At 68.0% G+C, this 20,671-nt stretch carries 22 protein-coding genes; 12 read left to right on the plus strand and 10 right to left on the minus strand.

Annotation, left to right across the window (positions count from 1 at the left end):
* Positions 1–6: 6 nt before the first annotated feature.
* On the minus strand, positions 7–501 hold the full coding sequence (locus tag NL241_RS04810; RefSeq protein ID WP_487696080.1) for a DUF2771 domain-containing protein: 495 nt from the start codon (positions 499–501) through the stop codon (positions 7–9).
* Positions 498–2,087 carry an MFS transporter gene (locus tag NL241_RS04815; protein WP_487696081.1) on the minus strand — a complete coding sequence of 530 codons (1,590 nt, stop codon included), beginning with the start codon at positions 2,085–2,087 and terminating at the stop codon, positions 498–500. Before NL241_RS04815 ends, NL241_RS04810 begins: the two co-directional genes overlap by 4 nt.
* A gap of 178 nt (positions 2,088–2,265) precedes the next feature.
* Here NL241_RS04815 and NL241_RS04820 point away from each other — a divergent pair, with 178 nt between their 5' ends.
* Positions 2,266–3,060, plus strand: coding sequence for a DUF3027 domain-containing protein (locus NL241_RS04820; RefSeq protein WP_487696082.1), 795 nt, complete (start codon positions 2,266–2,268; stop codon positions 3,058–3,060).
* Positions 3,061–3,082: 22 nt separating this feature from the next.
* On the opposite strand, the gene NL241_RS04825 is transcribed toward NL241_RS04820, so the two are convergent.
* Positions 3,083–3,358 carry a DUF2530 domain-containing protein gene (locus tag NL241_RS04825; RefSeq protein ID WP_487696083.1) on the minus strand — a complete coding sequence of 92 codons (276 nt, stop codon included), beginning with the start codon at positions 3,356–3,358 and terminating at the stop codon, positions 3,083–3,085.
* Between the two features lie 66 nt (positions 3,359–3,424).
* On the opposite strand from NL241_RS04825, the gene NL241_RS04830 reads away from it, so the two are divergent.
* Genes NL241_RS04830 through NL241_RS04840 form a run of 3 tightly spaced genes read left to right on the plus strand, consistent with a single transcriptional unit; the run spans position 3,425 to position 4,978 of the window.
* Entirely contained in the window at positions 3,425–3,868 is a 444-nt protein-coding gene (locus NL241_RS04830) for an Rv0880 family HTH-type transcriptional regulator (RefSeq protein WP_494396918.1), read from the plus strand.
* Positions 3,865–4,689, plus strand: coding sequence for a TrmH family RNA methyltransferase (locus NL241_RS04835; protein WP_494396919.1), 825 nt, complete (start codon positions 3,865–3,867; stop codon positions 4,687–4,689). Before NL241_RS04830 ends, NL241_RS04835 begins: the two co-directional genes overlap by 4 nt.
* A 10-nt stretch (positions 4,690–4,699) precedes the next feature.
* Positions 4,700–4,978 (plus strand): DUF2537 domain-containing protein, encoded by a 279-nt coding sequence (locus NL241_RS04840; protein ID WP_487696086.1) that lies wholly within the window; start codon positions 4,700–4,702, stop codon positions 4,976–4,978.
* 13 nt (positions 4,979–4,991) lie between these two features.
* On the opposite strand, the gene sepH is transcribed toward NL241_RS04840, so the two are convergent.
* From sepH to map, 3 genes are all read right to left on the minus strand, one after another.
* The gene (sepH, locus tag NL241_RS04845; protein WP_494396920.1) at positions 4,992–5,801 is read right to left on the minus strand and encodes a septation protein SepH; all 810 of its coding nucleotides are present in this window, start codon (positions 5,799–5,801) and stop codon (positions 4,992–4,994) included.
* Positions 5,802–5,919: 118 nt separating this feature from the next.
* Positions 5,920–7,044: a phosphoserine transaminase gene (gene serC / locus NL241_RS04850; RefSeq protein WP_494396921.1), complete on the minus strand. Its 1,125-nt coding sequence runs from the start codon at positions 7,042–7,044 to the stop codon at positions 5,920–5,922.
* A 4-nt stretch (positions 7,045–7,048) separates the two neighbouring features.
* Complete coding sequence (gene map, locus NL241_RS04855; protein ID WP_494396922.1) at positions 7,049–7,825, minus strand: type I methionyl aminopeptidase; 777 nt, start codon at positions 7,823–7,825, stop codon at positions 7,049–7,051.
* 149 nt (positions 7,826–7,974) lie between these two features.
* Between map and NL241_RS04860 the strand changes: the two genes are divergently transcribed.
* Entirely contained in the window at positions 7,975–9,003 is a 1,029-nt protein-coding gene (locus NL241_RS04860; protein WP_494396923.1) for an AurF N-oxygenase family protein, read from the plus strand.
* 2 nt (positions 9,004–9,005) lie between these two features.
* Complete coding sequence (locus NL241_RS04865; protein ID WP_494396924.1) at positions 9,006–10,667, plus strand: FAD-dependent oxidoreductase; 1,662 nt, start codon at positions 9,006–9,008, stop codon at positions 10,665–10,667.
* A gap of 22 nt (positions 10,668–10,689) precedes the next feature.
* On the opposite strand, the gene NL241_RS04870 is transcribed toward NL241_RS04865, so the two are convergent.
* Positions 10,690–11,934: a YihY/virulence factor BrkB family protein gene (locus NL241_RS04870; protein WP_487696092.1), complete on the minus strand. Its 1,245-nt coding sequence runs from the start codon at positions 11,932–11,934 to the stop codon at positions 10,690–10,692.
* Positions 11,935–12,036: 102 nt separating this feature from the next.
* On the opposite strand from NL241_RS04870, the gene NL241_RS04875 reads away from it, so the two are divergent.
* Positions 12,037–13,125 carry a carboxylate-amine ligase gene (locus NL241_RS04875; RefSeq protein WP_494396925.1) on the plus strand — a complete coding sequence of 363 codons (1,089 nt, stop codon included), beginning with the start codon at positions 12,037–12,039 and terminating at the stop codon, positions 13,123–13,125.
* Here NL241_RS04875 and NL241_RS04880 read toward each other — a convergent pair.
* From NL241_RS04880 to NL241_RS04890, 3 genes are all read right to left on the minus strand, one after another.
* Positions 13,115–13,909, minus strand: coding sequence for an ABC transporter ATP-binding protein (locus NL241_RS04880; RefSeq protein WP_494396926.1), 795 nt, complete (start codon positions 13,907–13,909; stop codon positions 13,115–13,117). The genes NL241_RS04875 and NL241_RS04880 overlap by 11 nt on opposite strands.
* A 43-nt stretch (positions 13,910–13,952) precedes the next feature.
* Positions 13,953–14,405, minus strand: coding sequence for a VOC family protein (locus tag NL241_RS04885; RefSeq protein ID WP_487696095.1), 453 nt, complete (start codon positions 14,403–14,405; stop codon positions 13,953–13,955).
* Between the two features lie 95 nt (positions 14,406–14,500).
* Positions 14,501–15,619 (minus strand): citrate synthase 2, encoded by a 1,119-nt coding sequence (locus NL241_RS04890; protein ID WP_494396927.1) that lies wholly within the window; start codon positions 15,617–15,619, stop codon positions 14,501–14,503.
* A gap of 294 nt (positions 15,620–15,913) precedes the next feature.
* Between NL241_RS04890 and pdxH the strand changes: the two genes are divergently transcribed.
* The 5 genes from pdxH (at position 15,914) to NL241_RS04915 (ending at position 20,641) form a co-directional block, all read left to right on the plus strand.
* Positions 15,914–16,558 (plus strand): pyridoxamine 5'-phosphate oxidase, encoded by a 645-nt coding sequence (gene pdxH / locus NL241_RS04895; RefSeq protein ID WP_494398239.1) that lies wholly within the window; start codon positions 15,914–15,916, stop codon positions 16,556–16,558.
* Positions 16,555–17,847: an MFS transporter gene (locus NL241_RS04900; RefSeq protein ID WP_494396928.1), complete on the plus strand. Its 1,293-nt coding sequence runs from the start codon at positions 16,555–16,557 to the stop codon at positions 17,845–17,847. The genes pdxH and NL241_RS04900 overlap by 4 nt, the downstream gene beginning before the upstream one ends.
* Positions 17,848–17,915: 68 nt before the next feature.
* Positions 17,916–18,557 carry a TetR family transcriptional regulator gene (locus tag NL241_RS04905; protein ID WP_487696098.1) on the plus strand — a complete coding sequence of 214 codons (642 nt, stop codon included), beginning with the start codon at positions 17,916–17,918 and terminating at the stop codon, positions 18,555–18,557.
* Between the two features lie 39 nt (positions 18,558–18,596).
* Positions 18,597–19,271 carry a TetR/AcrR family transcriptional regulator gene (locus tag NL241_RS04910; protein ID WP_487696099.1) on the plus strand — a complete coding sequence of 225 codons (675 nt, stop codon included), beginning with the start codon at positions 18,597–18,599 and terminating at the stop codon, positions 19,269–19,271.
* 59 nt (positions 19,272–19,330) lie between these two features.
* Positions 19,331–20,641 carry a citrate synthase gene (locus NL241_RS04915; RefSeq protein ID WP_487696100.1) on the plus strand — a complete coding sequence of 437 codons (1,311 nt, stop codon included), beginning with the start codon at positions 19,331–19,333 and terminating at the stop codon, positions 20,639–20,641.
* The last annotated feature ends 30 nt before the right edge of the window (positions 20,642–20,671 follow it).

Genomic DNA, 20,671 nt, shown 5'->3' on the forward strand with positions numbered 1-20,671 from the left:
AGTCGGCTACTCCCAGACGAACCGGATGGACCATTCCGCGTGCGGTACCTCGCGGATCTCCTCGGACTCGTCGGTCACCAGGGTCAGCAGCTGCACGGCCAGACCCGTCACGCGACCCCGCTGTGGATCGACAGTCCGGATGGTGGCGGCCAGCCGGGTGTCCGGGCGGAAGGTGCTGATGGTGGTGTTGTCCGGATCTTCATAGACCACCACCAGCCGCCACGGCGCCGCTGCGATGGCCTCCGGTACCGACAGCTGCACCCGGTTGCGCTCGGTGACGCGAAGCTCGCCTTGGTTCTCCGGCGTCGCACAGTCGTTGAGGTCGAGCACATTGCAGTACAGGAAGGGGCCGACCCGGGTCAGGTGCCCGCCGGTGAACGCGCTGATCTCGGGCAGCTGCTCACCGTCCGCGTCCCGGGTGAGCGCCCAGGCCAGGGTGCCGGTGCCCGCAGACGCCAGCACAACCACCGCGGCAGTGGCCGCTGCGACAGCTTTTTTCACTTTCGCGACCCCACGACCGAGTGATCCACGCTTTCCTGCTCGACCATCACCGGGCGGTTGCCGCCGAAGCCCGGGATCAGCGAGTTGCCGCGGAAGCTGACGATGGTCTGGGCCAACAGTGGGATGAGCAGGGCGGTGATGGCGGTGAACCCGACCCACAGTTCGGTGTAGACCAGCACACCGATCGCGCCGCCGAGCACCCACGCCAGCTGCAGCACCGACTCCGACCGGCCGAACGCCGACGCCCGCGATTCCTCCGGCAGGTCGTCCTGCAGGGAGGCGTCCAGCGATGCCTTCGCGATGGCACTGGCGCCTGAGGTGATCAGCGCGGCGATCGCCACCACCACGAGGGTTCCCGCGACGGCCGCGGCCAGGGCGGCGGCGCTGACGGCGATGGTGCATCGCACCACCAGCACCGACGGCCGGCCCAGCTTGAGGCGCGCGGCGGTGAAGTTCCCGGCGAAGTTCCCGATTCCGGCGGCCGCGCCGATCAAGCCCAGCATGGCCAGTTGCTCCCACCCGCTGGCGTCATGCGATTTGGCCACGAAGGCCGGATAGAGAAAAAGGAACCCGACCATCGCCTTGATGGTGCAGTTCCCCCACAGCGACGTGATGATGTTGCGGCCCAGAGGCTGGCGCAGCGAGTTGGTGGACTTCGGTGGGTGGTGTCGCGACGGGGCGCTGTGGTCGTGGTAGCTCAATGTCGCGGGCACCTCGCCGGCGGTGACCTCGACCCAGCGCGGGATCTGCATGGCCAGCCAGGCCCCGGCCAAGGTGATGCCGACGATGACGAACAGGGCCCCGGGGGCATTGAACAGACGGGTGGTGGCGTACTCCACCCCGGCGGCGATACCGCCGCCGATGATGGTGCCGCCCAGCAGGCCGAACATCGTCAGCCGTGAGTTGACCCGCACCAGGTCGATGCTCGGCGGCATGACGCGAGGGGTCACCGCGCTGCGCAGCACCGAAAACGACTTGGACAGCACCATCATCCCGAGCGCGCAGGGGTAGAGCACCCACGACGGGTAGCTGCCGGTGGCGCTGTCGTAGTTGGCGATCAGCACCAGCGCCAGCACGGTGCGTAATCCGAAGGACAGTGCCAGTGCGACCCGGCGGCCGTGCTGCAACCGGTCCAGCGCGGGCCCGATCAACGGCGCGATGACCGCGAACGGCGCGATGGTGATCAACAGGTACAGCGCCACCTTGCTCTTGCTCTCCGCGGAGGCGGCGGCGAAGAACAAGGTGTTGGCCAGTGCCACGGCCATCGCGGCGTCGACTGCGAAGTTGGCCACCACCGGCCAGGTGAGTGCGGTCAGCCCGGATTTGTCGGCGCCGTCGGCGGTGGCGGCGCGATGCACCAGTCCGTACACCGCCGACCCCATCTCGCGGCTGCGTTGCCGGGCAGCGCGCGTGACGGTGATGCGCTGGGCCCCGTCCGGGTCGGGGTGCCGCTGTGACGGGTCGGTGCGCTGGGCGTCGTCGGCGCGTTCCTCACCCAGTGGCGGCAGGTACCGGTTGGCGCTCGGGGTGGACGGCTGCCGTCGCGCACTGCGGTGATCCGGCTCATCACTGGGGTAATTCGCCATGCCCGGATGCTCGTCGGGATCGTGGGGTCGCCGACGGTTCGGGCCGGAGTTCCGGCCCGGAGTCGGTTGATCTCGCCACCCCGGGGACACAGCGTCGATTGTTCCTCATCGATCCCGCCAGGGTCGGGTGGCTTACCGGTGTGGCTCCTGTCCGCCGGCTCAGGCAATATGAGAGGCGATGGACAGCATGACCGAATCCACGGAAGCACCGGCAGAACCGACCACCGAGGTGACCTCCGACGCTCTGGCGTCCCTGCTCACCGGTGCCGTCGATCTCGCGCGTGCCGCGGTCGAAGAGTTCAGCGGCGGCTCTGTCGGGGAGTATCTGGGCGCCACCCACGAAGATCCGACGTCGGCCACCCACCGGTTCCTCGCCGATCTGCCCGGCTATCGGGGCTGGCAGTGGGCGGTGGTGGTGGCGGCTTACCCGGGTGCTGATCACGCGACCATCAGTGAAGTCGTGCTCGTGCCCGGCCCGACGGCGTTGCTCGCGCCGCAGTGGGTGCCGTGGGATCAGCGTGTCCAGCCCGGTGACCTGAGCCCGGGCGATCTGCTCGCCCCGCCGGCCGACGACCCCCGGTTGGTGCCCGGTTTCCTGCTCAGCGGCGACCCGGAAATCGACGAGACGGCCGCCGAGATCGGCCTCGGCCGGCGGCAGGTGCTCAGCCAGTGGGGGCGCGACGACGCCGCCCAACGCTGGCACGACGGTGATTACGGGCCGGGGTCGGCGATGGCCCGGTCGACGAAGCGGGTGTGCCGGGACTGCGGGTTCTACCTTCCGCTGGCGGGTGCGCTGGGCCCGCTGTTCGGTGTCTGCGCCAATGAGATGGCCGCCGACGGCCACGTGGTCGATCACTCCTACGGCTGCGGTGCGCATTCGGACACTCCCGCGCCGGCGGGCGCGGGGTCCCCGCTGTTCGATCCGTACGACGACGGTGTGATCGACGTCGCGCACAACCCGGTCACCGACTGACGCGTGCTCCCGCTCGCGTCGGTCAGGTGCGGTTCTTGCGGATGGTCAAGCCTGTCTGTGCGCCACGCGCACCACGCTGCGCCGCGCTCTTCTGCCACAGGAAGATCGACGTCCCCACCACACCCGTGGCCAAGCCGGCGATGCTGATCGGGCGCCACTCGTGCAGCGCGGGCACCGTGAAGGCGAGGACGATGACCACCACCCATGCCGCCGCGCCCACCGCAATGACCCGCCACGGTTCCAGCAGACCGGGTGGCAGCGGCGGTGGCTCCGGGGCGGCCGGGGAATCAGGGGTCATCACCGTCCAACCTAGTCGAACCCCGGTTGCCGATCTCGTTGTCGCACCTGTCGTATCGTTTGCGATGTGAAAGACGTCGACACCCGGCTCGACCCGCGTCTTGCCAGCGACCTCTCGCTCGCCGTGGTTCGGATGGCCCGCCAGTTGAGGTTCCGCCGGCCCGAGTCTCCGGTGTCGATGTCACAGCTGTCGGCGCTGTCGACGCTGCACAAGGAGGGCGCGATGACGCCGGGTGCGCTCGCGGTCCGCGAACGGGTTCGCCCGCCGTCGATGACCCGCGTGGTGGCGTCGTTGGCCGAGCTGGGTCTGGTGGCCCGTACTGCTCACCCGGTGGACGGCCGGCAGGTGCTGGTCTCGATGTCGGAGGCCGGCGTCGACCTGGTGGAGTCCGAACGTCGCGCCAGCCAGGAGTGGTTGCACCGCAAGCTCGCCGAACTCGGCCATGATGAACAAGTGACTCTCAAACGGGCGGCCGACCTGATGTCGGCCATCGTCGACGAAAGCGCGTGAGTACCTGCCCCGGTCGACAGCCGATAGACGTGCTCGACCCGGCCGACCCCCGGCTGGATGACTTCCGCGACCTCAACAGCATCGACCGGCGCCCCGATCTGCCCAGCGGCAAAGGCCTGGTGATCGCCGAGGGAGTGCTGGTCGCGCAGCGGATGCTGGCCTCGCGTTTCACGCCGCACGCGCTGCTGGGCACCGCCCGCCGGTACGACGAACTCGCCGCCGATCTGACCGGATCCTCGGCGCCGTACTACCGGGTGAGCCCCGAGGTGATGGCCGAGGTGGTGGGCTTCCACCTCAACCGTGGGGTGCTGGCAGCCGCCCGCCGCGCACCGGAACTGACCGTCACCGACGTGATCGCCGGCGCCCGCACCATCGCGGTGCTCGAAGGCGTCAACGACCACGAGAATCTCGGCTCGATCTTCCGCAATGCCGCCGGGCTGGACGTGGACGCCGTGATCTTCGGCGCCGGGTGCGCCGACCCGCTGTACCGGCGCGCCGTGCGGGTGTCGATGGGCCACGCGCTGCTGGTTCCCTTCGCGAAGGCAGCCACCTGGCCGGGGGATCTGAAGATTTTGCGGGACAACGGTTTCCGGATGTTGTCGATGACGCCCGACCCGGCGGCGCTGCCGATGGCGGAAGCCATTCCGGAGTTGGCCGGTCAGCGGGTGGCCGTGCTCGTCGGCGCGGAAGGCCCGGGCTTGCGGGAATCGACGATGCGCGCCAGTGATGTACGGGTGCGCATCCCGATGGCCCGGGGCACCGACTCGCTCAACGTGGCCACCGCCGCCGCGCTGGCGTTCTACGAACGCGCACGCGTTTAGGATCGGCGCCGTGACCGACGAATCCACGCCCTGGGGCACAGGTCTGACCGTCGCCGCATTCGTCGCCGCCGTCACCGGCGCGGCCGTGGTGGTGCTCAGCATCGGCCTGATCCGGGTGCATCCGTTGCTGGCGATCGGTCTGAATCTGGTGGCCGTCGGCGGTCTGGCCCCGACGGTCTGGGGATGGCGCTACAAGCCCGTGGTGCGGTGGTTCGCGCTGGGCTCCGGCATCGGTGTGGCCGTCGCCTGGATCACGCTGGTGGGACTCGTGGCCTCAGGGGCGGCGTAGCACCAGCGGGCAGTCAGCGGTCGCCGCTGGAGCGGACGCCGAGCAGCACGTCCTCCCAGGCGGGCACCGCGGGCTTGGCCTTGCGCGCCCGGGCGGGACGCTCGGGCTGTGGTGCCGGCTCCGGTTCGGGCTGCGGAGTCGGCGCGGGTGCCGGAGCCGGAGCGGGCGGTTCGACAACGGCGTCGAAGTCCAACTGCGCCAGCGGCGCGACCGACCGAAGCGGCCGGTCGAAGTTCGGGTTGATCAGCTCGCTGGCCGCATCGTCGACGGCGGTGACGGTGCCGCCGTGTGCGCCCGGCGCGTAGCGGAAGTGCGCCAGGTTGTCCGAGCGGCCCGCCTTCCACCCCATCTGCACGGTCCAGCGGCCGTCCTCGTTGCGCCAGGCGTCCCAGCTCATCGAGTCGGGATTGAGACCGCGCGCCACCAGCGCGGTGATCACGGTCTCGCGCAGGGTCAGTACCGACGGGCCGTCGGGCAGCACCGGGTGCGCCGCGCCCGCCAGTTCGGCGGCCCGGGCCCGTTCCAGCAGCACCGGGTGGGCGAAGCGTTCGACGCGGGAGATCTCGACGCCCGCACTCTTGGCCAACTGTTCCACCGAGGCGCCGGCGCGGATCCTGGCCTGGATGTCCTTGGGACGCAGCATGCTGGTGACCTCGATGTCCATCTGGGTTTGGTCGAGGCGGGCCTTGTCCCCCCGAACGGCGGCCCGCACCTTGTCGTTGATGCGCAAGCGATAGGTGTCAGACGGGCCGCGGGCGTCATCGTCTTCCAACAGGATGTGCCTGCCATCGACATCGAGTCCAACGACTTTCAGATCTCGCATGGCGACCTCCTTGGGGCCACCGTGCCGGGCCCGAGTATCAGGCACCTTACGGCAGCGCGGAGCTCCTGCCGGGATGACACGCGGGGCTTGGCCGAACCGGAATGCCGGGCCGTTCGAACTAGAGTCTTTCGACCACCCAGTCGATGCACGTCGTCAGCGCTGAGATGTCGTCGGGGTCGACGGCCGGGAACATCGCCACGCGCAGCTGGTTGCGGCCGAGCTTGCGGTACGGCTCGGTATCGACGATGCCGTTGGCGCGCAACGTCTTCGCGACGGCCGCGGCGTCCACGTCATCGTTGAAATCGATGGTGCCCACCACCTGGGAGCGCAGCGCGGGATCGCTGACGAACGGCGTCGTGTAGGAGGTCTTGTCGGCCCATGAGTACAGCCGCTGCGACGAGTCCGCGGTGCGCTTGACGGCCCAGTCCAGGCCGCCGTTGCCGTTGAGCCAGTCGAGCTGCTCGGCCATCAGCAGCAGGGTGCCGATGGCGGGGGTGTTGTAGGTCTGGTTCTTGAGGCTGTTGTCCACCGCGATCGGCAGCGACAGGAATTCCGGGACCCAGCGCCCGGATGCCGCGATGGATTCCACGCGGGCCAACGCGGCGGGGGACATGACGGCCAGCCACAGGCCGCCGTCGCTGGCGAAGTTCTTCTGCGGCGCGAAGTAGTAGGCGTCCACCTGGGTGATGTCGACCGGCAGGCCGCCGGCACCGGAGGTGGCATCGATGACCACCAGCGCGTCACCGGATCCGTCGGGGCGCTGAACCGGAACGGCGACACCGGTCGAGGTCTCGTTCTGCGCCCAGGCCAGCACGTCGGCCGACGGATCGGATTGCAGCGCCGGCGCACTTCCTGCGTCGGCCTTGATGATGAGGGGATCGCCGACGAACGGGTTCTTGGCCACCGCGGAGGCGAACTTCGAGCTGAATTCGCCGTAGGTCAGGTGCAGCGAACGCTTATCGATCAGCCCGAACGCGGCGGCGTCCCAGAATGCGGTGGAGCCGCCGTTGCCGAGGATCACCTCATAGCCGTCCGGCACCGAGAACAGGGCGCGCACCCCGTCGCGGACGCGGCCCACCAGATTCTTGACCGGTGCCTGGCGGTGCGACGTGCCGAACAGCTCGGCGCCCTTGGACACCAGTGCCTGCAGTTGTTCCTGGCGCACCTTGGAGGGGCCGCAGCCGAACCGTCCGTCGGCGGGCTTGATGTCGTCGGGGATCGTCAGCTGGTCGGCCATGGTCACCACCCTATTGGGTGCCGGAAAGGGTGAGTATTCGTGGTCCGTCAGCCGTCACGGCCACGGTGTGCTCACTGTGTGCGGCCCGGGCGCCGGTGAGGGTGCGCAGTGTCCAGCCGTCGGGATCGTGGCGGTAGTCCTCGGAGCCGTCGGCGATCAGCATCGGCTCGATGGCCAGAACAAGGCCGGGTTTGAGTTTCATGCCCTTGCCGCGGCGCCCTTCGTTGGGCACATGCGGATCTTCGTGCATGGTGTGGCCGATGCCGTGCCCGCCGTGGTCGGCCAGCAGGCCGTAACCGTTGCTGCGGGCAGACGCCGCGATGGCGTGGCCGATGTCGCCCAGGCGGTTGCCGGTTTGCATGGCGGCGATACCCGCTGCCAGCGCGGCGTCCGTCGCGGCGATCAGGTCGGAATCTGCGGGGCGGGGGGTGCCGATGGTGAAGCTGCGGGCGGCGTCACCGGCCCAGCCGTTGAGGATGGCGCCGAAGTCCACCGAGACCAGGTCACCGTCGGCCAGCGCCTCGTCGGTGGGGATGCCGTGCACGACGGCGTCGTTGACGCTGGTGCACAGCACGGCGGGAAAGGGCGACGGAGCCCAGCGCGGGTGGTAGTTGAGGAACGGCGAGGTGGCCCCGTGCCGGGCCAGTACTTCGGCGGCCACGGCATCGAGGTCGCGGGTGGTCCGGCCCGGCGCGGCATGGGCGATCACCGCGTGCAGGGCCTCGGCGACCACCGCGCCTGCGGCGGCCATGTGTTCGATCTCGGCTGCGGTCTTCAGCTCAACCATGAAGTGTGGTTTGCCTCACATGTGATGTGGATAACCCGGCTGGCACACACTGCGCAGAAAGCCCTTTTTGATTCCTGGGACCGCGGGTACTGTTATTGGACAGCAAGCATACGAATGTAAACCTCATTCGAGGCATTGGAGGCTCAGCCATGGCTGTCAAGACCGCTCGGACTCGCATCATCCGCCGCTGGCGCAAGAACATGGAAGTGCGCGACGACCAGCAGTATGTCGACATGCTGACCACACTGTCCGAGGGGTCGGTGCGACGCAACTTCAATCCCTACACCGACATCGACTGGGACTCCCCGGAGTTCGCGGTGACCCCGAACGACGAGCGCTGGATCCTCACGGGGACGGACCCGTTCGGCAAGCACCCCTGGTACCAGGCGCAGCCGCGGCAACGGCAGATCGAGATCGGCATGTGGCGCCAGGCCAATGTCGCCAAGGTGGGCCTGCATTTCGAGTCGATCCTGATCCGCGGCCTGATGAACTACGCCTTCTGGGTGCCCAACGGCTCACCCGAATACCGGTACTGCCTGCACGAGTCGGTCGAAGAGTGCAACCACACCATGATGTTCCAGGAGATGGTGAACCGCATCGGCGCCGACGTACCCGGTATGCCGCGCATGCTCAAGTGGCTCTCGCAGCTCATCCCGCTGGCCGCCGGCCCGCTGCCCGTCGTGTTCTTCTTCGGCGTGCTCGCCGGTGAAGAGCCCATCGACCACACCCAGAAGAACATTCTGCGTGAAGGCCGGTCGCTGCATCCGATCATGGAGCGTGTCATGGCCATTCACGTGGCCGAGGAGGCGCGCCACATCTCCTTCGCCCACGAATACCTGCGCAAGCGGGTGCCGCACATGAGTCGCGCCAAGCGATTCTGGCTGTCGCTGCAGGTGCCGATCATCATGCGGGTGCTGTGCCAGGCGATCGTCGTGCCGCCCAAGGCGTTCTGGAAGGAATTCGACATCCCGAGGTCGGTGAAGAAGGACGTCTTCTTCGGCTCGCCGGAGTCGCGGCAGTTCTTGCGTGACATGTTCGGCGACGTGCGGATGCTGTGCGAAGAGACCGGCCTGATGAACCCCGCTGCCCGGCTGATCTGGCGGCTCTGCAAGATCAACGGCCAGCCGTCGCGCTACCGCAGTGAACCGCAGCGGGCGCACCTGGTGAACGTCGCGTAGCCATGCCGCACGTTGTCACCCAGTCGTGTTGCAGCGACGGGTCCTGTGTCTACGCGTGCCCGGTCAACTGCATCCATCCCTCGCCGGATGAGCCGGGCTTCGCCACCGCCGAGATGCTCTACATCGATCCCGACGCGTGTGTCGACTGCGGAGCCTGCGTCAGCGCCTGCCCGGTGGGCGCCATCGCCGCGGACTCCAAGCTGACCGCCGAGCAGTTGCCGTTCATCCCGCTCAACGCGGCGTTCTACCCGGAACGGCCCGAGGGGCAAAAGCTGCCGCCGACGTCGAAGCTGGCGCCGGTGCTGCCCGCGCCGATGGTGCACCAGGGCCGCAAGCCACTGACGGTGGCGATCGTGGGGTCGGGGCCGGCGGCCATGTACGCCGCCGACGAGCTGTTGACCCAGCCAGGTGTGCGGGTCAACATGTTCGAGAAGCTGCCCACGCCTTACGGTTTGGTGCGGGCAGGAGTGGCCCCCGACCATCAGAACACCAAACGGGTGACTGCGCTGTTCGACCGGATCGCCCGCCGCCGCGGATTCACCATGTACCTCAACGTCGAGGTCGGCAAGCATCTGCGGCACGCGGACCTGGCCGAGCACCATCATGCGGTGCTGTACGCGGTCGGTGCGCCGAATGACCGCCGGTTGACCATCCCCGGCATGGACCTCCCCGGCACGGCCACGGCCACCGAGATGGTGGCCTGGATCAACGGGCACCCGGACTACACGGACCTGCCCGTCGATCTCGGTGACGAGCGCGTCGTCGTCATCGGAAACGGCAACGTCGCGTTGGACGTCGCACGGATCCTCACCACCGACCCGGACCAGCTGGCCCGCACCGACATCGCCGACCATGCACTGGCTGCCCTGCGGGAATCCAAGGTCCGCGAGGTGGTCATCGCCGCCCGCCGCGGACCGGCGGACTCGGCGTTCACCCTGCCGGAGCTGATCGGGCTGACCTCGGAGTCCGAGGTGGTCCTCGACGCCGCCGATCAGATGCGAGTGAGGCGGGATCTGGAGACCGCCACCGACCCGTTGACCCGCGCGAAGCTGGAGATCCTGATCAAGCTGGGGGACAGCTCGGCCCCGATCTCCCGGCCGCGGATCCGGTTGGCCTATCACCTGACACCGCACCGCGTCCTCGGCGAGGGCAAGGTCAGCGGCGTGGAGTTCACCGTCACGGGAACCGATGTGACGGAACATGTTCCGGCCGGTCTGCTCCTGACCTCCATCGGATACCGCGGCAGGCCGATCGACGGCCTGCCCTTCGACGACGCCACCTCGGTGGTACCCAACGACGGCGGCCGGGTGCGGCCAGGCGTCTACGTGGCGGGGTGGATCAAACGCGGGCCCACCGGATTCATCGGCACCAACAAGTCCTGCGCGCTGGAGACCGTGCAAAACGTGGTCGCCGATTACAACGACGGCGTGCTCGTCGACCCCGGGCAGCGCGCGTCGGCGTTGGACCGCCTGGTCCGTACCCGCCAACCCGACGTCGTGGACGCGGCGGGCTGGCAGGCCATCGACGCGGCCGAGGTCGCCAGGGGTGAGGCCACCAACCGGCCACGCATCAAGTTCGTCACCGTGGACGAGATGCTGACCGCAGCGGCCAATGCCCCGAAACCGAGTGCGCGGCAACGGCTGCTGGCAACTCTACGAGGCTGAGCCGCACCATCGAGACGGCACACTAGTCCGTGCGTCCCCGCGTCTTGCGTAGACGCTTGCCGCGCTGCATTTCTTGGCGTTCTTTGGCTTTGGTCTTGTCGATGGTCTTCGTGTCGCGCAGCGGTAGCTTGAGGTCGTCCTCGGCGGCCATACCGGCTTGGAGTTGACGGCCGCGCTCCAGTTCGGAATCCACCTCCGCGCCGAACAGCAGGGCCAGGTTGGTGATCCACAACCACAGCAGGAACACGATCACACCGGCCAGCGCGCCGAAGGTCTTGTTGTAGCTGCCGAAATTCGACACGTACAGCCCGAACAGCAACGACGCCACCACCCAGGTCACGATCGCGATGGCCGCACCGACGCTGACCCAGCGGAACTTCGGCTGCTCGACGTTGGGGCTGGAGTGGTACAGCAGTGCCACCCCGGCGATCACCAAGATCAGCAGCAGGGGCCACCGCGCGATGTTCCAGATCGTCAGCGCGGTCTCACCCACCCCCAGGGCGCCACCGATCGCCTCGGCCACCGGCCCGCTGATCGTCAGCATCAGCACCACCAGCGACACCACGATCAGGCTGGCGAAGGTCAGCAGCAGCTGTTGGATCCGCAGCTTGATCGCGGAGCGGCCTTCCTCCACTTCGTAGATCCGGTTCATGGCCCGCCCGAATGCGCCGACATAACCCGAAGCCGACCACACTGCGCCGACGATGCCGACCACCAGCGCGAACCCGGCCGAAGGCGCGGATACCAGCTGTTCGATGGGCTGGCGCAGTGTGTTCGCGGCCTCACCGGGGCTGATGTCGCCGATGAGTTGCAGGATCGTGTCCGCGGTTTTCTCGCCCTGCCCGATGACGCCCAGCAGGGAGACGACGACCACCAGTGCCGGGAACAGTGACAGCACGGAGTAGTACGTCAGCGCCGCGGCCAGGTCGGTGCACTGATCGCGACCGAATTCACCGATGGTCTGCCGCAGCACGTACTTCAGCGAGGGTTTGGTCAGTTCGGTGGGCGACTCCGGCTTGCGCGGGTCGTCGGGGTCGGGCCGCGCAGCGGTGTCGGTGGTGGTCGGTTCGCTCGTGTCCTCCGGCGCCTCGGGCTCTGAATCGAGGAGTTCCGGTGGGCGGACGTGTGTCTGCGGCGAGCTCGCCCGTTTTTTGCTCGCAAACGTTCCCGTCGCGACGCCGGCGGCGAAGGCGCCCATCAACGTACTCGGACGGCTCTTGCGCACCACGGTGGGCTGACGGTGACTGGAATTCGCTTGGGACTGCACGGGAATTTGATGCCCGGTGTCGTCATCCTCAAACCGCTCTGGTTTGCGCGGTTGACGTCCAGGTAAATCTGGGGACAGGGCTTGCCGCCGGAGGAGAATCAGATGCGGACTCTCGGAGTCGAAGAAGAGTTCCATCTCGTCGACGTGCATACCCGGCGGCTCACCGGCCGGGCCCCCGAACTGCTGGCGCACCTGTCGTCGAGCTATGTCGCGGAATTGCAGCGCTGTGTGGTCGAGACCAACAGCGATGTCGTGACAACCCTCGATGCACTGCGAGAGGAGCTTCGATTCCACCGTCGAACACTGCTCGCCGAGGCGGCCCCGGCCGGCATCGGGGTGGTGGCAGCCGGGTCGGTGCCGCTCGCGCTGCCCGCTGAACTGCAGGTCACCGAGACCCCGCGGTACCGGCGAATGCTGGCCGACTATCAGCTGCTGGCCCGTGAACAGTTGATCTGCGGTACGCAGGTGCATGTCGGTATCGCCGACCGGGACGAGTCGGTCGCGGTCGCGCAGCGGGTCGTGCCCTATCTGCCGACACTGCTGGCGCTCAGTGCCAGCTCGCCGTTCCGGGCAGACGGCGCCGACACCGGTTACGCCAGTTTCCGGACCCTCATCTGGCAGCGTTGGCCCACGACGGGGTCGGCAGCGCCGGTGCCTGATGCCGCCGCCTACGACAGGCTGATCGCCGACCTGGTGGCCACCGGTGTGATAACGGACGCGGGGATGGCGTATTTCGATGTGCGCCCGGCCAATTCGGCGCCCACGCTGGAGTTGCGGATCTGCGACAGCTGCCCGTCGACGGACACCATCGTGTTGATCGCCGGGCTCTTCCGCGCCATGGTCTGCCGCGAGATCGACGCCCTGCGCGCGGGCACAGCGCCGCAGCCCATGCCGGCACCGCTGGCCCGGGCCGCGCTGTGGCGGGCTGCTCGCTCGGGCCTGGAAGGCGATCTGGTCGACCCGGCCGGGCCGGCCGCCCGCCCGGCGGCCGCCGTGGTGACCGATCTGGTCAACCTGTTGCGGCCGCAGTTGGAGGCGGCGGGCGACTGGGAGCAGGTCGAGGAGTTGGCGCGCCGGCAACTCCGCTGCGGCACCTCGGCGGCCCGGCAACGGCGGGCACTGCGGCGCCGCGACTGTCTGTCCGACGTCGTGGATCAGTTGATCGCCGACACCCGCGGGACTACCGGTTGATCTTGGCGACCGCCCGCGCGGTCCACCGCCCGGCTTCGGTGAACACGTCGACCGGATGGGCGAATGCCGTGGACACCGCGTCACTGGTCAGGGTGGTCTCGATCGGTCCCTGCGCCACGATGCGCCCTTGCGCCAGCAGCAGCACATGGGTGGTGGCGCTGGGCAGTTCCTCGAGGTGGTGGGTCACCGTGATGGAGGCCAGCTCGGGGTGCCCGCGGAACAGCGTGTCCACCGTCTCCAACAGCTGTTCACGCGCAGCGAGGTCCAGACCTGTCGACGGTTCGTCCAGAAGCAGCAGTCGCGGCTGGGCGATCAGAGCGCGCGCGATGAGCGCCCGCCCCCGTTCGCCCTGCGACAGCGTGGTCCAGCGGTCCTCGGCGCGATGCCCCAGTCCCAGGGTGTCGATCAGGGCGTCCACCCGGTCCAGATCCTCGGGGGCAGGCGTCCACCGCATCGGGAGGTCGATGGTCCCGGTGACACCGGTGAGCACCACCTCGCGCACCTTCAGCGGGAAGTCCAACGGGTGCCGCGGATTGACATGGCCGATCGCCTTGCGGAGTTTGGCCAGCTCGACCTTGCCGAGCTGGCCGCCCAGTACCCGCACCACACCTGAGGTGGGAAACGTCTCTGCGCCGCAAAACCCCAGGATCGTGGTCTTACCGGCGCCGTTGGGCCCCAACAACGCCCAGTGCTGGCCCTCGGCAACCCTGAAGGAGATCCCGTCGAGGATCTGCTTGTGGTTACGTCGGAAGGTCACATCCTCGAGTTCGATGACATCGCGCATACCACCAGCTTGCTAGAGGTAGGACCACAATGCGCAACCGGGGTCACTGGTGCTCGCGCATCGCCTCGGCAATCTCCTCCATGCTGACCTCGCGGACCGGTTGGCCCAGGGACCACTGATGCCCGAACGGGTCGCGCACCACGCCGTACCGGTCACCCCAGAACTGGTCCTCCAGCGGCGCCACCACCGTGGCGCCGGCACCGAGCGCCCGGTCGAACCAGGTGTCCACGTCGGTGACGGTGAGGTGGATGGTGACGGGGGAGCCGCCCAGGGCCGTCGGCGTGGTGGACTTCCCGTCGGTCATCTCGGGGAAGTCGTCGTTGAGCATCACCGTCGACCCGTTGATCTGCAGGGCGGCGTGCACGATCTTGCCGCCGGGTCCAGGAAGGCGGCCGAGTTCGGTGGCGCCGAACGCCGCGACGTAGAAATCGATGGCCGCAGCTGCGTTGTCGACAACCAGATGCGGCGAGACTGCCGGGTGCACTTCGATCGCCATGTCGGCTCCTTGGTGTTGAGGTGGCCCACGGTCGAATACCGGGTCCTGCCATCAAGACCTGCCGCGGTACCGAAACTCATCGTGCTCCGCGGCGGCTATCCCCGTTTCACTTTCGACCAGCCGACCACCGATTCCGGGCCACGGGGCTCGGGGCCCACGTAGATGGCCGCCGGCCGGACCAGCTTGCCGAGACGTTTCTGCTCGAGGATGTGGGCGCACCACCCGGCGGTACGGCCGCAGGTGAACATCGCCGGCATCATCGACGGGGGTACCTGGGCGAAGTCGAGGATCACGGCGGCCCAGAATTCGACGTTGGTCTCGATCGCCCGGTCGGGGCGACGCTCCCGCAGCTCGGTCAGCGCGGCCTGCTCGAGTGCCGCGGCCACCTCGTAGCGCGGCGCCCCAAGGCGTTTGGCCGTCGCCCGCAGCACCCGGGCCCGCGGGTCCTCGGCGCGGTAGACGCGATGCCCGAACCCCATCAGCTTCTCGTTGCGGTCCAGGATGCCCGTCACCACCGCTCGGGCGTCGCCGGTCCGCTCGGCTTCCTCGATCATCGGGATCACCCGGGCCGGCGCGCCGCCGTGCAGCGGACCGCTCATCGCGCCCACCGCACCGGACAGCGAGGCCGCCACATCGGCGCCGGTGGAGGCGATCACCCGCGCGGTGAAGGTGGAGGCGTTCATGCCGTGCTCGGCGGCCGACACCCAGTACGCGTCGATGGCCTCGACGTGCCGGGGGTCGGGTTCACCCTGCCAGCGGGTCATGAAACGTGCTGTGATGGTTGAACATTCGTCGATGACGCGCTGCGGCACCGCGGGCTGGTAGATACCGCGGGCGGACTGCGCCACATAGGACAGCGCCATCACCGACGCGCGGGCCAGTTGATCGCGGGCGGTGTCGTCGTCGATGTCGAGCAGCGGTTTGTACCCCCAGATCGGCGCCAGCATCGCCAGCCCGGCCTGGACGTCGACGCGGACATCGCCGGTGTGGATGGGCAGCGGGAACGGCTCGGCAGGCGGTAGGCCACGGCCGAATTCGCCGTCGACCAGCAATGCCCACACGTCCCCGAAGGTGACTCGCTGGTCTACGAGATCCTCGATGTTGACGCCGCGGTAGCGCAGGGCCCCACCGTCCTTGTCGGGCTCGGCGATCTCGGTCTCGAACGCCACCACGCCCGCCAGGCCGGGCACAAAATCCTTCGGCACCTCAGTCATGGCCAGGATTGTCGCACCTGACGTGCCGGGCGTCGCTACTGGCCGGTAACAGTCGGTGACGTGGGGCTGAACGTTCGTGGTCTCGCGGCCGGCCCTTCCTCGGTCTCGTTCCTCGACCTCGTTGACCGGCCGTGGTCTCGCGGCCGGCCCTTCCTCGGTCTCGTTCCTCGACCTCGTTGACCGGCCGTGCTCTCGCGGCCGGCCCTTCCTCGGTCTCGTTCCTCGACCTCGTTGACCGGCCGTGGGCGTACTGTGACCCCGGTGGTGGAACCGGAACGCGACCGTCTCGCGGCAATGCGGGTGGAATACGGCTCAGTGGAGAAGGACGGCAGCCCCGATCTGGACTCCGACTGGCTCGGCACCGATCCGAGGCAGGGCTGGTTGGTGTTGTTGCGCAACTGGATTGCCGAGGCGGAGGGGGCCGGCGTCGCCGAACCCAACGCCATGGTGCTGGCCACGGTGCGCGACGGGCGCCCGGTGAGCCGGACGGTGCTGTGCAAAGGCGTCGACGAGGCCGGTGTCTCGTTTTTCACCAACTACGACTCCGACAAGGGTGACGAGCTGGCCGCGACGCCGTACGCCGCGATCACCTTCCCCTGGTATCAGCTGGGCCGTCAGGTTCATGTCCGCGGCCCGGTGACCAAGGTCGACCGCGCCGTCACCGAGGACTACTGGTCCAAGCGTCCGCGTGGTTCCCAGCTCGGGGCGTGGGCCTCGCACCAGTCCCGGCCCATCGAGTCCAGGGCTGCGCTGCTTGCGCAGCTGGCCGACGTCACCGCGCGCTTCGCCGACCAGGCCGAGGTCCCGGCACCGCCGAACTGGGGCGGGTATCTCATCGCCCCTGAGGTCGTCGAGTTCTGGCAGGGCCGAGAAAACCGGGTGCACAACCGCATTCGGGTGACGCCGGCGGACGGGCGGATCGAGCGCCTGCAGCCGTGAGGCTGTTCGCCGACACAGCACCACTTCGCCACCGCGATTTCCGCCGGCTGTGGTGGGCGGGCATCCCCACCGTCATCGGGGCCAATCTCACGATCTTCGCCGTACCGGTGCAGGTGTATGCGCTGACCAACAGTTCGGCCTACGTCGGCCTGGCGGGCCTGTTCGCGCTGGCGCCGCTCATCGTCTTCGGACTCTGGGGCGGCGCACTGGCCGACGCGATGGACCGCCGGGTGCTGCTGATCATCGCCTCGTGCGGGCTGGCCGTGTCGTCGCTGCTGTTGTGGGCCCAGGCGGCGCTGCAGCTGAACAACGTGTGGCTGGTGTTGTGTCTGCTCGCGGTGCAGCAGGCGTTCTATGCCATCAATTCGCCCACCCGCTCCGCGGCCATCCCGCGCATGCTGCCCAGCGACCAGATCGCCGCGGCCAACTCCCTGAACATCACGGTGACGCAGTTCGGCGCGATCGTCGGTCCGTTGCTGGCGGGCTTGCTGTTGGCGTGGGTGGATCTGTCGACGCTGTATCTGATCGACGCCATCACCTGCCTGTTGCCGATCTGGGCGACGTTCCGGCTGGCCGCCATGCCGGCCCCGCCCAGCGACGGCAATTCGTCGAGACTCGGCATCGGCGCGGTGCTGGATGGCTTCCGCTATCTGGCCGGCAACACCGTGGTGCTGATGTCTTTCATGGTGGATCTGATCGCGATGATCCTCGGCATGCCGCGGGCGCTGTTCCCGCAGATGGCGCACGAGAGTTTCGGCGGTCCCGTCGACGGCGGCACGACGATGGCGCTGCTGGCCGCGGCCATGTCGATCGGCGCGGTGGCCGGTGGGGTGTTCTCCGGCTGGCTGCCGCGGGTTCGCAGACAGGGCCTGGCCGTCGTGATCGCCATCGTCGTCTGGGGCCTGGCGGTGGTGGGGTTCGGTGTGGCGGCCGGATTCGCCGGTGGCCGGGCCGGTGTGCTGTTGTGGGTGGCCGTCGGCTGCCTGGCCATCGGGGGCGCGGCGGACATGGTGTCCTCGGCCCTGCGGAACACGATCCTGCTGCAGGCGGCCTCCGACGAGCTGCGCGGCCGTCTTCAGGGGGTTTACCTCGTTGTGGTCGCCGGGGGCCCGCGAATCGCTGATGCGCTGCACGGCGCCGCGGCGGCGTCGCTGGGTACCGCAGTCGCTGCTGCCGGCGGGGGAGTGCTGGTGGTGATCGGCGTGCTGATAGCGGTGTTGGTGGTGCCTGCCTTCATCCGTTACCGCGTCGGCCAGATGTCGGAAAAGTCCGACACTGACAATGTATGACGACTGCAGAATGCAGATATCGGCAGTTAGCCACACGATGATCGGTTGCCCGGCTACGATGCGGAATCGTGGTCGATCTGCTGGGGGGTACCGTGCCCGGGCTGCGGGAACGTAAGAAACAGCGCACGCGCGCGACGTTGATCGACGCTGCGGTGCGACTTTGCCTCGTACAGGGTTACGAGCGCACCACCGTCGAACAGATCGCCGCTGCCGCCGACGTCTCGCCCCGGACCTTCAGCCGGTACTTCGCCACCAAGGACGCCGTGGTGATGACCCTGTTGGAAGACCTGGTCGACGCGGTGGCCGCGGAACTCACCCAGATTCCCTACTCGGTACCGGTTCTCGACGCCCTGCACCGCGCGCACATCACGGTGTTGCGGGCGGTGTCCGAGGGTGCGGTCCCGGGCCTGACCACTGAACGCATCGTGCTCATGCTGCGCATCATCAACTCGACACCGGCACTGAAGGCGGCGGCAACGGATTTCCGGCCGATGGGCACGGTGACGGCGTTGGCCGAACGGATGGGCACCGATGTCTCCGACCGCAGGGTGTGGATGGTGATGTCGGTGTGGTCGGCGATCATCGTCACCGCCTGCGGCGACCTGGTGGTGGACAGCGAGGGCCACGTGTTGGGCCCGGACCTGATGGTGTCCCGGATCGAGAGCATGTTCGCCGACTTCTGCGCGCTCACCGCCGAGCTGACCGGCTGAAACATGGCGGCCGTCAACCCCGCGGCTAGCATTCGTGGTGTGGCAGATGGCGCCGCGGACAGAGTCCCCGGCTTGCGGGAACGCAAGAAGATCCGCACCCGGTCCACGTTGGTCGATGTGGCCGTCGAGCTGTGCTTGCAGCAGGGCTATGACAACACCACGGTGGAACAGATCGCCGATGCGGCGGAGGTGTCTCCTCGCACGTTCAGCCGGTACTTCCCCACCAAAGACGCGGTGATCACGGCGATCGTCGAGGACGTCGCCTGCTTCGTGGCCGCCGAGCTGGCCGTTCAGCCCAGCGACATCACCGAGTACGAGGCGCTGTGGCGGGCGCATCTCGCGGTGATCGATGACCCGGCCAGCTTCAAGAGGATGGCGGCGCTGATCGAGATCGTGAACTCCTCGGCCAGTCTGGCGATGGCCAGCATTCCGTTCCGTCCCGAGCCGGACCGTTTTCCCACCGTGGTCCAGACCGCCAAGCGGATGGGTCTGTCCACCGACCACGAGGCGGTGCACGTGGTGGTCGGGAGCTGGACGGTGGTGATGAACACCGCGTGTTACGGACTGGGGACACCGGGGCAGCCGCCCATCGAACCCGAGATCGTCGGCGCCCGTATCACCGCGGCGTACCAGACGTTCGTACGGACTTGGCAGCCTTGGGAACCGACTTCGCAACCGGGCCAACCGCCCCCCGCAGGCACGGCTCAACGCTAGCGACTACCTTTTAGGGGCAGACAGCGTAGTCGCTGCCGCCGAGCGCAGAAGGGGATCTTGTGGCCGACAGTAATTCCCAGGCTTCATCTCAGGACACCGCCACTCTCCGGTACCCGGGCGGGGAGATCGACCTGGAGATCGTGCACGCGACCGACGGTGACGATGGCATCGCACTCGGGTCGTTGTTGGCAAAGACGGGCTACACGACCTTCGACGGCGGGTTCGTCAACACCGCGTCGACGAAGTCGGCGATCACCTACATCGACGGCGACGCCGGCATCCTGCGCTACCGCGGTATCCCGATCGAGCAGCTGGCGGAGAAGTCGACGTTCATCGAGGTCAGCTATCTGCTGATCTACGGCGAACTGCCCACCCCGGAACAGCTGGAGAATTTCGCCACGCAGATCCAGCGGCACACCCTGCTGCACGAGGATCTCAAGCGATTCTTCGACGGATTCCCCCGCAACGCGCATCCCATGCCGGTGCTCTCCAGCGCGGTCAACGCGTTGAGTGCCTACTACCAGGACTCCCTGGATCCGTTCGATCCCAAGCAGGTCGAGCTGTCCACCATCCGGCTGCTGGCCAAGCTGCCCACCATCGCCGCCTACGCCTACAAGAAGTCCGAGGGGCAGCCGTTCCTGTACCCGGACAACTCGTTGACGCTGGTGGAGAACTTCCTGCGCATGACGTTCGGGTTCCCGGCCGAGCCCTACGAGGTGGACCCGGAGATCGTCCGCGCCCTCGACATGCTGTTCATCCTGCATGCCGATCACGAGCAGAACTGCTCCACCTCGACGGTGCGCCTGGTCGGCAGCTCGCAGGCCAACCTGTTCACCTCGATCTCCGGCGGTATCAACGCACTGTGGGGCCCGCTGCACGGCGGCGCCAACCAGGCCGTGTTGGAGATGCTGTCGAAGATCCGCGACGGCGGCGACGACGTTCAGACCTTCGTCAAGAAGGTGAAGAACCGCGAAGACGGCGTGAAGCTGATGGGCTTCGGGCACCGCGTGTACAAGAACTACGACCCGCGCGCCCGCATCGTCAAAGAGCAGGCCGACAAGATCCTGGGCAAGATCGGCGTCAAGGACGAGCTCCTGGACATCGCCAAGGAACTCGAGGAGATCGCGCTCACCGACGACTTCTTCATCGAGCGCAAGCTCTACCCGAACGTCGACTACTACACCGGCGTGATCTACCGGGCCATGGGCTTCCCCACCCGCATGTTCACCGTCCTGTTCGCCCTCGGCCGGCTGCCCGGCTGGATCGCACACTGGCGCGAGATGCACGGCGAGCCCAACAAGATCGGCCGTCCGCGCCAGATCTACACCGGCTACACCGAACGTGACTACATCACGATGGACCAGCGCTGACCAATCACCGCCGAGCGCGCGTGTCTGTAC

This window comes from Mycolicibacterium sp. SMGY-1XX (genome assembly GCF_059132455.1).